Genomic DNA, 5,690 nt, shown 5'->3' on the forward strand with positions numbered 1-5,690 from the left:
GGCCGGACCTGGCGTGGGCGCCGGGCGGTGGGACGACATCGTGGCGAGCGGCTCCGTGCCCGCCTACCGAGGTCCCGCGACGCCACTCGCCGCCGAGCGCGCGCGGCAGGCCCGTATCGCGGTCGTCGGAGCGGTCACGGAGCGCTGGGCGCCCGAGCAGGCGGGCCCCGTGCACGAGAACTGGCAGCTCGCGCCGCCCATCGGGCCTGCCACCGATCTATGGGCGCTCGGGGCGCTGCTCTACCGCGCGGTGCAGGGACATGCTCCCTATCCGGAGGAGAGCGCCGTCGAGCTGGTCCAGCTCGTCTGCGCCGAGCCGCCCGCCTTCGCCGAGGAGTGCGGCCCGCTGCGTCCCGTGGTCGAGTCGCTGCTGCGTCAGGACCCGACCGAGCGGCCGGACTTCGAGGAGCTGCGCGGCTGGCTGCGCTCGCTCGTCCGGTCGGCGCCCGAGCCGGAGGCCGGTCTGGACGTCGTACCGATACCGGCGGACGAGACACGGCTGCCGATAGTGCGCCGGCGCGGCGAGTTGGTACGCAGGCGCCGTGGGCGCAAGGGCGACGCGGGACGTCACCGGCACAAGAAGGGCAAGGAGCGCAAGGACAAGGGCGGCAGGGCCGGCCTCGAAGAGCAGCGGCAGTATCAGCAGGAGCACCAGCACGAGCACCCGTCCGAGCCCGAGTATCAGCAGTCCCATGAGCAGGCGCACGCACAGGCGCGCCCGCACCCGCGGTCGTACGAGTCCGAGGAGTCGTACGACCGGCCGGAGCGGCTGGACCGGCGGCCGGACAGGTCCGGGAGGAGCGGCGGCCGTGGCCCGCGTTCCCTGGGCCGTGTCCTCCTGGTGCTGATACTGCTTCTGCTCGTGGGCGCCATCGTGTACGCCGTGATGTTCATGCCCAAGGCCGATACGGGACAGCAGGGCCAGAGCGTGGGCGAGGCGACGCCCGGCGCGTCCTCGGCACCGCAGTCCCCGGACGACCAGAGCACGGACGGCAAGGGCACGGGCACGGCGGATCCCACTCCCTCGGATCCCAACACCTCCGCTCCGCAGACCTCCGGCTCCGCCGTCGATCTCGCCGACGGATACGTCCTGCGCGACGACCCGGAGGGCTTCCGGATCGGCGTCGACAAGGACTGGCAGCGGAGCTCCATCAACGACAGCGGGCAAGTCCGCTATGTCGGTGGCGACTTCACGCTGATCGTTGTCCCGGGCCGGGACAGCGTGGCGGACAACGGCGGCGATCCCATGGTGTACCAGCGAGACAAGGAGCGGGAGCTCCAGCCCTTCCGGGACTCCTCCTGGGCCACGGCCTCCGGTCTGCGCCGGATAGACGTGGGCCGGCAGGCCATGGCGGAAGGGCAGTACACCTGGCAGGACAGCAGCGGGCGCGAGGTCTTCGTACGGAATCTGGCCATGATCGTCGACGGCCGGTACCACATCATCCAGGTGATCGGTCCCGACAGCCAGCGTGACCAGGTGGACGAGATCTACCAACAGGCCACGACCGCCTACCAGGTGACGGGCTGAGCGGTCGCTGCCCTTGGCGGCGGTGCCGGCCGGTGCTGTGGCGGCGCGTTCCCGCGTCACAGTGCTGTTTCCGTGCGCGACCCGAGGTTCCGTGTCCGCGCGTCGCCTCCGTAACCTGTGGTTCCCAAGGAACAGGGCGGGGGACGTGGACCATTCACAGAGCACGGGCGCGGGTTCGGGTACAGGTGCGAGCGCTGGTACAGGCGCCGGTACGGGTACGGGGCTGGTGCTCGCCGGGCGCTACCGGCTCGGCGAGACCATCGGCGCGGGCGGCATGGGCAAGGTGTGGCGCGCGCATGACGAGGTCCTGCACCGGACCGTCGCCGTCAAGGAGTTGACGGCCGGACGCTATGTCTCCGAGGCCGACCGGGCCGTACTGCACCAGCGCACCCAGAAGGAGGCGCGGGCCGCCGCGCGTATCACCCATCCGGGTGTGGTCATGGTCCACGATGTACTCGACCACGACGACCGGCCGTGGATCGTCATGCAGTACGTCGACGGCCCTTCGCTCGCCGACACCACGAAGGAATCGGGTCCTGTCCACTTCCGTGAGGCCGCCAGGATCGGGCTGGAGGTGCTGGGCGCGCTCGGTGCCGCCCATGCCGCCGGTGTGCTCCACCGCGATGTGAAGCCGGGCAATGTGCTGCTCGCGCGCGACGGCCGCGTACTGCTCACGGACTTCGGTATCGCGGCGATCGAAGGTGACTCCACCATCACCAGGACCGGTGAACTCATCGGGTCCATCGACTATCTGGCGCCCGAACGGGTACGCGGCAGCGATCCGGGCCCCGCCTCCGACCTCTGGTCGCTGGGCGTCACGCTCTACACGGCCGTCGAGGGCACCTCGCCGTTCCGTCGCTCCTCACCGCTCTCCACCATGCAGGCTGTGGTCACGGACGAGCCGGACCGCCCGGGTCAGGCGGGACCGCTGGCGCCCGTGATCGCCGCGCTGCTGTGCAAGGACCCGGCGGGACGGCCCGGAGCGGCCGAGACCGAGCGGATGCTGCGCGCGGTGCTGGAGGGACGTCGGTCCGACGAGGCGCAGGCGTACGCACCGACGCAGATCATGCCGAACGGCGACCGGTGGTCGGCCGCCGCGCCGGTGTCCTCCGTAGCGCCCGCGCCTGTACCCGTACCCGCGCCCGTACCCGTACCCGGGCCAGTACCGGTATCCGGGCCCGTACCCGCACTCGGGCCCGGCCGCGGTCGCCGCTGGCGTACGACGGCCGTGGCCGTCGTCCTCGCGGCGGTCCTCGGCGGCGGTGCCGGCTACGCCGCTCTCCAGTACGCCGGGAGCGATGACGGCAAGGGCGACGGCTCACAGAGCGCGGGCACCACGGGCGGTCAGCCGACGAGCGGCGGTACGAACGAGAGTGCCGGTACGAACGAGAGCGCCGGTACGGACGACCGCAACGGCGCGGGCGGAGACGGCGGCACGGACCAGGGCGGCGGCGCGGACGGCGGCGGCTCCGGCTCCATAACCGACGGCTGGCAGCGCGTCGAGGCTCCCGAGGGCTTCAGCCTCAGCGTCCCGCCGGGATGGGAACGCCAGATGGACGGCGACCAGATCGACTTCACTCCCGACAACGGCCGCCATCTCATCCGGATCAGCGTCGGCGCGCCCGAGTTCGAGAATCCGTATCTGCACATGCTGAGCCTGGAGCAGAGTCTTCAGCGGCTGCCGGAGTACGCACGCGTCAAACTGGCTCCCAACACGTTCCGCCGCCAGACGCAAGCGGCTCTCTGGGAATTCACCTGGATCGAGGAAAAGGGCCAGCCGGGCCCGCGGCACGCGATCGACCAGATCTATTTCTCGGCCGACAACAGCACCGAGTACGCGATCTATATGTCCGGTCCTGAGGAAGACTGGGCGACGACGCGCAAGCAGTTCGACGCCGTGCTGCAGAGCTGGCAGCCGCCGCCCGGCGATTCCGGCCAGTGAGCGGAAGGGGACGGTATTGCCCGACGACCGGCAGCCCGCGGACAGCGGTCGGCCCTTGGACAACCGGCGGCCTACGGGCGGTCAGCGGCCTTTGGGCGATAACCGGCCCCCGGGCGGCACACAGCCTTCGGAGAGTCAGCAATCTCCGTCCCCAATTTGGCCCGCGTCCCCATCCCCCTCTCCGTCTCCGTCTCCGTCTCCGTCTCCGTCCCCATCCCAGGACGCGCGGCTGATCGCCGGGCGCTACCGGCTCGGCACCAGGCTCGGGCGCGGTGGCATGGGCACCGTATGGCGGGCCGACGACGACCTCCTCGGCCGACGCGTCGCGGTGAAGGAACTCCACGCGGCACACGACGGCGAGGGCATCGCGACGCTGCGCGAGGCGCGTGCCGTCGCCCGGGTCAAACATCCCCATGTGGTCGTCGTCCACGATGTCGTGGAGGAGGACGGCCGTCCGTACATCGTCATGGAGCTGGTCGAAGGCGGTTCGCTCGCCGACCGGCTGGCCGGCCAGGGACCCGTCGACCCGCCCGAGGCGGCGCGGATCGGGCTCGCGCTGCTGGGCGCGCTGCGCGCCGCGCATGAGCTCGGGGTGCTGCACCGCGATCTCAAGCCCGCCAATGTGCTGCTGGAGGAGGGCACCGGACGGGTCGTGCTGACGGACTTCGGGATCGCGCGGCTGGTGGGCGCCACGACAATCACCGATCCGGGTTCGTTCGTGGGCTCGCCCGAGTACACCGCTCCCGAGCGGGTACTGGACGGCGATGTGGCCGGTCCGGCATCGGATCTCTGGTCGCTCGGCGCGCTGCTGTGCGCGATGCTGAGCGGTGAATCGCCCTTCCACCGCGACTCGTTGGCCGGAGTGCTGCATGCGGTGGTGCAGGCCGAGATCCGGCCGCCCGCCGCGGCCGGGCCGCTGCTGCCCGTCGTGCGAGGGCTGCTGGAGCGTGATCTGGCGAACAGGCTCGACGCGGCGGGCGCGGAACGGCTGCTGCGCGAGTACGTGACCACGGGAGCGCCCGTACCGCCCTTGCCCGCACCGTCTTTGCCCGTAGCGCCCTTGCCCGCACCGCCCTTGCCCGTAGCGTCCGGCCAGTCCTTACCGCGTCCGTCGCTTCCGTCACCGGCCTCGCCCGCGCCGGCGCCCGCTCCCGCGGACTCCGTCGGCCGCCGCAGCCGCCGTACCGTACTCGTCGCGTGCGCGGTGGTCGCCCTGCTGGTCGGCGCGGGCGCCCTGTCCGTGGTTCTGCTCCGGAACGGTCCGGGCGAAGGAGACCGTACGGACGGTCGCCCGAGCCGTACGTCCCACGCCACCACCGACACCGACGCGACCGACGACGGTGATGTCGGCGCCGGTTCCGGGCCCACGTCCGGCACCACACCTCCGGCGAGTGCCGGACGGACGCCCGCGGCCTCGGCGGCGCCCGCTCCTCCCGGCTATCACCTCGTCAACGACCCGATGGGCTTCACTCTCGCCGTCGCTGACGGATTCAGCCGCTACCACGACGACAAACGCGTCTTCTACATGTCGCCCGACGGCGCGTTCCGCATCGGCGTCCGCGTCCAGGGCGCGATCCCGGCCGGTCCGGCCGGAGCCATGCGGCTGGCGGACGCCGGTGGCGCGGACACCAATCCCGGGTACCACGACGGCAGTGTCACACCCACCACACACAATGGATTTCCGGCGGCGCTCTGGGAGTTCACCTGGAACGGCTTCTCACGGAAGGAGGGCGAGCGCCACACCTTCGACCTCTGCTGGGACCAGGACGGCCGGATGTACGACGTCTGGGTCTCGGCCCCGCTGGACGGACTCGACACGGCGCGGGCGCACTTCGACACCGCGCTCGACTCCTTCGTACCCGTCCCGGCGCGCACGCCTGTGCCCACTCCCGTGCGCTGACCTCGTGCGCCGACAACTCACCACGCCCGCTGTCACATTCACTTCCGCATTCCCTTCCACTGTCACGGCTCTGCATCCGCTCGGCTTTCACGGTGGCGACCGCAACCACTCTTCGTAAGGATGTGCGCATGACCAACGACGGGGGACGGGTGGACGAGCCGACCAGTTACGTACTTCAGCCACCGAATGCGGCACGGGCTGAGGTTCCGCCACAGGGCGCGCCGTCACAGGGCGCGCCACCGCAGACCGCACCGGTCGGCGGCGCGGTGGGTGGCCCGGCGGGCGGCCCGGTCGGCGATCCGGCCGTCGGGCGGCTGCTC

2 protein-coding genes and 2 pseudogenes are annotated in these 5,690 nt (G+C 71.5%); all 4 read left to right on the top strand.

The features are described 5' to 3' along the window. Positions 1-1,528 (top strand): annotated as a pseudogene (locus GA0115259_RS13920) (serine/threonine protein kinase); the annotation flags it as partial. A gap of 274 nt (positions 1,529-1,802) precedes the next feature. Then, the gene (locus GA0115259_RS13925) at positions 1,803-3,470 is read left to right on the top strand and encodes a serine/threonine-protein kinase (protein WP_093595951.1); all 1,668 of its coding nucleotides are present in this window, start codon (positions 1,803-1,805) and stop codon (positions 3,468-3,470) included. 229 nt (positions 3,471-3,699) lie between these two features. Next, positions 3,700-5,370, top strand: coding sequence for a serine/threonine-protein kinase (locus tag GA0115259_RS13930; RefSeq protein ID WP_093595955.1), 1,671 nt, complete (start codon positions 3,700-3,702; stop codon positions 5,368-5,370). Positions 5,371-5,498: 128 nt separating this feature from the next. Then, a pseudogene (locus GA0115259_RS39030) lies at positions 5,499-5,690 on the top strand (serine/threonine protein kinase); the annotation flags it as partial.

The sequence above is a fragment of the Streptomyces sp. MnatMP-M17 genome (assembly GCF_900091995.1).
Lineage (GTDB): Bacteria > Actinomycetota > Actinomycetes > Streptomycetales > Streptomycetaceae > Streptomyces.

Coding starts and splice junctions, on each gene's coding strand:
- GA0115259_RS13925 (WP_093595951.1), top strand. CDS start 1,803: ATGGGCAAGGTGTGGCGCGCGCATGACGAGGTCCTGCACCGGACCGTC.